2 protein-coding genes are annotated in these 4668 nt (G+C 61.7%); both read left to right on the top strand.

Translation table 11 applies throughout. The features are described 5' to 3' along the window. Positions 1 to 428: 428 nt before the first annotated feature. On the top strand, positions 429 to 1661 hold the full coding sequence (locus RTX98_RS08085; RefSeq protein WP_312795845.1) for an efflux RND transporter periplasmic adaptor subunit: 1233 nt from the start codon (positions 429 to 431) through the stop codon (positions 1659 to 1661). Then, positions 1658 to 4668 (top strand): efflux RND transporter permease subunit (locus RTX98_RS08080; RefSeq protein WP_312795844.1); only part of this gene is annotated, 3011 nt, incomplete at its 3' end. The genes RTX98_RS08085 and RTX98_RS08080, both read left to right, overlap by 4 nt.

Below are 4668 nucleotides of genomic sequence, written 5' to 3'. Positions count from 1 at the left end.
TGGACCGCAGCCAGGCTTCGAGCGTCCGGCCGACCCTGAGAGCGGACCGGATGCCGACGCGCCCGACGAAGCGGCTCCTGCCCCGCAGGCGCCCGACGAAGCGCAGCCTAACGAGTAAGGGCTGCGAAAAGAAAGCGAGGCAGTCGGCGAAAGCCGGCTGCCCTTCGGGTATTTGCGATGACCCTGCAAACGATCATCATGAGCTTTTGCGGCTTTGCCGGATTATGGTCGGCTCTGCCTCCTGCCTTTTTCCGGATAACTGCAACAAGCGTCTGGCTGTTGGCGCGTCAGAGAGCGAAACTGGCAAAACCGTACGAGCCGGAGGAGTAAAGGTCGATGCCAAGGATCTCGCATGCAAACGGGTCGCCGCTCGTGGTTGTGCGACTTAGTTCAGAACGATCTGCGGCTAAACACAAATGAGATAAGCCATGCGCCTTGCATCCCCTTCCCATATCTTGGTCGCAGCCAGCTTGGTCGCGCTCGCAGGATGCAGCCAGGAACAGGCTTCCCCGGCCGCTGGCCCGGGCGGCCCCGGCGGCGCTGTCGAGGTCGGCTATGTCGTGACGCACCCGCAGTCGGTGGAGCGCAGCACGAGCATCTCGGGTCGTGTTGTGGCGCATTCCACGGCCGAAATCCGCCCGCAGGTCGACGGTATCGTCAAGACCATCGCCTTCCAGGAGGGCAGGGCGGTTGAAGCCGGCGCGACATTGTTCGAACTGCAGGATCAGAAGTTCCGTGCGGCCTATGATGCGGCTGCCGCCGCGCTCGCCAAGGCGCAGGCGAGTGAGGCCGGCGCGCAGTCGACGTTCGACCGCAGTGATCGACTGGCCAAATCCAGCACCGTGAGCCAGCAGGTGCTGGACGAAGCCCGTACCGCTCTGTTGCAGGCAACCGCCGATGTCGAGGTGGCTAAAGCCGATCTCGAAACCGCGAAGATCAATCTCGACAACACGGTCATCAAAGCGCCAATTGCTGGCATCATCGGTACGGCGGATGTCAGTGTCGGTTCGCTGGTCACCGCCAACCAGACCGATGCCTTGGCGACGATCCGCACGATCGATCCCGTTAACGTCGACCTCGTCGACACCAGCGCCAACTTGCTGCGGCTTCGGCAGGATGTGGAAGCGGGCAGGCTGGGACGCAACGGCACAGGCGCGCCCACGGTGACGCTGACCTTGGAGAACGGTCAGACCTACGAACAGAAGGGGGAGATTTCGCTGGCGACGGTGAATGTCAGCCAAACCCCCGGCACCTTCACGCTGCGTTCCACCTTCGCCAATCCGCAGCGCGTTTTGCTGCCCGGCATGTTCGTGCGTGCCACCGTCGATGTCGGCAGCATGCCCAATGCCTATCTCATTCCCCAACGCGCGGTGCAGCGCGATGCCACCGCCAAGCCGGTCGTTTATGTCGTCTCGGCAGATGGTAAGGCCGAGCAGCGGGCGATCGTCACCAATGGCAACAAGAATAACGATTGGATCGTCACCGAAGGGCTGAACGACGGCGACAGGTTGATCGTCGACGGCTTCCAGAAGATTTCAGCAGGGGCTGCGGTCGCGCCGGTCGAAGCCAAGGTGGATAAAAATGGCGTCGTCGGACAATCCTTAGCGCCGTCAACGGCAACCCAAGCGCCGGCGGTTGTCGGCGGGGAGCCTGCGAAATGAATGCTGCCTTCCGCCGCAACGCGCTTGCGAGCTTCTTCATTGCGCGGCCGGTCTTTGCCATGGTTCTCGCGGTTGCCACGCTGCTTGCCGGCGTGATGGGCATCTATTCACTATCGATCGCGCAATATCCCGATGTCGCTCCCGTCACTGTGCGCATCAGCGCCAGTTACGCTGGGGCCACGGCGGCAGCGGTCGAGAACTCCGTGACCAAGAAGATCGAGAGCGGCCTGACCGGGCTCGAAGGCCTTCTTTACATGGAATCGACCTCGAGCAGCGGCTCGTCTTCGATCTCGCTCACCTTCAGCGCCGATACCGATCCGGAACTTGCCCAGGTCGAAGTCCAGAACAAGCTTGCGCGCGTGGAATCGCAACTGCCGGAAACGGTGCAGACGGCCGGCGTAAATGTCTCGCGCTCGCCGGCCGGCATCCTGATGATCGGCAACATCATCTCGCGCGATGGCCGCTACACGTCGTCTGAACTGTCGGACATCATGTCGAGCCGCATCGAAGAGCGCATCGAACGGATCGAAGGCGTTGGCTCCGTTCAGGCGTTCGGCACCGGCTACGCCATGCGGATCTGGCTTGATCCGGACGCGATGCAAAAGTTCCAGCTCGTCCCCTCCGATGTCACGTCGGCGATCGGCACGCAAAATGCGCAGGTCGCGGCTGGCACGCTTGGTGCCTCGCCGATCGTCCAGGGCCAGCAGCTTCATGCCAACATCATCGCGCAAACGCAGATGTCGTCGGCCGATGAGTTCGCGAAGATCATCTTGAAAACGGCGCCCGATGGCTCGGTCGTGCGGTTGGGCGATGTCGCACGCGTCGAGGTCGGTCTGGAAAAATATGGCCAGAGCTCGACCTTCAACGGCATGCCGGCGGCCGGTTTCGGCGTTCAGCTCGCCAGCGGCGCGAACGCGATCACCACGGCCGATGCCGTTCATGCCGAACTCGACAGCCTGGCCGGCTCTCTGCCGCAAGGCGTCGAGATCGCTTACTCCTATGAGACGACGCCTTTCGTCGAGCTTTCCATCGAAAAGGTCGTGCACACACTGATCGAAGCGATCATCTTGGTCTTCCTGGTGCTGCTTCTCTTCCTGCAGAACCTGCGTGCCACCTTTATTCCGATGATTGCCGTGCCGGTGGTGCTGATGGGCACTTTCGCCGTGCTGGCAGCCCTCGGCTATTCCATCAACATGCTGACCATGTTCGCCATGGTGCTGGCCATCGGCCTTCTTGTCGACGACGCCATCGTGGTGGTCGAGAATGTCGAGCGCATCATGACCGAGGAAGGTCTGTCAGCACGCGAAGCGACCGAAAAGTCCATGGGCGAGATCACAGGCGCGCTGATCGGCGTGGCGCTCGTTCTGACGGCGGTCTTCATACCGATGGCCTTCTTTTCCGGTTCGGTTGGCGTCATCTACCGCCAATTCTCCGTCACCATTGCAAGCGCCATGCTCCTGTCCGTTCTGGTAGCCGTGATCCTCACGCCAGCGCTTTGCGCAATGATGCTTAAGCCACGCCATGGCGGTTGGGCAACGCGGCTGTTCGGCTGGTTCAATCGCGGCTTCGATCGTGCCACGCGCGGCTATGTCCGCGGTGTCGGCCAGGTCGTTGTGCGACCAGTCCGCATGTTGGTCCTCTTCGCGGTTCTGCTCGGAGGCGCTTACTGGATCTACGGCCAGCTGCCGTCGTCCTTCCTGCCGGAAGAGGATCAGGGCGTGTTGATGACGCAGATCACCCTTCCCAGCGGCGCCAATGCGACCCGGACACAGGCGGTTCTCGACATGGTGGAGGACTATTTCCTCAAGGAGGAAGCCGACGGCGTCCAGAGCGTCTTCGCCAATGTAGGCTTCAGCTTCGGCGGCAGCGGCGAGAATGCGGCGATGGCTTTCGTGAAGCTGAAGGATTTCGATCTGCGCAAGGACGCACGGCTTTCGGCCTCGGCCATATCGCAGCGGGCCTCTGCCCATTTTCGCAAGATCCGCGACGCCGAAGTGTTCGTAATGGCCCCGCCGGCCATCCAAGGCCTTGGGCAAAGCAACGGCTTCTCCATGTATCTGGAGGATACCGGCAACCGCGGCACGGACGAGCTGATTGCTTCCAGCAACAAGCTCGCCGATCTCGCCAACAAGGATGATCTCGTATCCAACATTCGCGGCAACACGCGCACGTTGGATAGCCAGCTCAAGCTCGACATCGACCAGGAGAAAGCGGGTGCGCTCGGCGTCGATATCAGCGGCATCAACGACCTGATCTCGGTTGTGTTCTCCGGGCGCGACGTCAACGACTTCGTTTACAACGGCGACATCAAGCCTGTGTATGTGCAGGCCGACGCGCCCTACCGCATGCAGCCTGACGACATCTATCGCTGGTCTGCACGTAACAATGACGGCGAGATGGTGCCGTTTTCCGCCTTCACGACGACCGCCTGGAAACAGGGTTCGCCGTCGCTCGCCCACTTCAACGGAACGGCGGCCATCGCAATGAACGGCGCTTCCCAGCCAGGTGCCAGCTCAGGCGATGCGATGGACCGGATGGAACAGCTCGTGAGCCAATTGGATGGCGGCTACACGGCTGCTTGGTCGGGCCTGTCCTATCAGGAGCGTCTGGCAGGCTCTCAGGAAACGCTGCTTTACGCGATCTCGATGCTGGTGGTCTTTCTGTGCCTTGCCGCGTTCTACGAAAGCTGGGCCATCCCCTTCTCGGTGATCCTGGCCGTGCCGGTCGGCGTGCTGGGCGCACTTGCAGCCGCCTGGCTCTTTGGCCAGTCCAACGACGTCTACTTCAAGGTCGGGCTGCTCACGACGATCGGCCTGACCGCCAAAAACGCCATCCTGATTGTGGAATTTGCCAAGGATCTACGCGATCAAGGCAAGGATCTCATCGAAGCTATTCTCGACGCCGCCCGCATGCGCCTGCGCCCCATCATCATGACCTCGCTTGCCTTTGTGCTCGGCGTCCTCCCACTGGCCTTCGCAACCGGCGCCAGCTCGGCGGCCCAAAACGC

The sequence above is a fragment of the Tianweitania sp. genome (assembly GCF_032053605.1).
GTDB lineage: Bacteria > Pseudomonadota > Alphaproteobacteria > Rhizobiales > Rhizobiaceae > Tianweitania.
This window is presented reverse-complemented; position numbering and strand designations above follow the sequence as displayed.